Genomic DNA, 567 nt, shown 5'->3' with positions numbered 1-567 from the left:
CAAGGGCGCAGAAAGCCTCTGGCGGGGTGTTCGTGGGTCGCAACGATGCCGTGAACCGCGCCACCTGGCTGACCGTGCGCCACGCGCTGGAAAATGGCTCCGTGACCCACTGGACCGACGCCGAGGTGCTGCAGCTGGCCCGCGGCATCAACGAGGCCGTGGCCGCCGAGCAAGGCGTGGCACCGCTGCCCGATGACCAGGTACGCGATCTGGCCGCCTCCATCGGCCGGCACCAGCACCGCCCCGGCCGCCGAACCATCACCGGGCAAGGCTCGGCCGCCGCACGCACCCTCGGCGCCAAAGGCGGCGCAGCCCGCTCCGAGAAAAAGACTCAGGCAGTCCGGAAGAACGCCGACAAGAGCCGTGCCGTGCGCGCAGCTACTTCGACTCTGCGGGCTGAACAGATCCGGGTACTAGCTGAGGCTGGGCACTCCCGACCGACGATCGCCAAGACCCTCGGGTGCTCCGAATCAACCGTAAAAAGAGCTCTGCGGAGTGCCCGCTCCACCGGCTAGGGGGGGGGGGTCATTTACTAAGCCCAAGGTGAGAGGGCGCCCACGGGCCCAG

1 protein-coding gene is annotated in these 567 nt (G+C 68.8%); it reads left to right on the top strand.

Annotation, left to right across the window (positions count from 1 at the left end):
• Positions 1 to 515, top strand: a 515-nt coding sequence (locus tag SM447_RS29685) for a helix-turn-helix domain-containing protein (protein ID WP_474576171.1), incomplete at its 5' end; no start/stop codon positions are given.
• Between the last annotated feature and the right edge of the window lie 52 nt (positions 516 to 567).

The organism is Micromonospora aridisoli (assembly GCF_056150025.1).
The sequence above is the reverse complement of the archived record's forward strand: the minus strand, read 5'-3'. Positions and strand labels throughout refer to the sequence as shown.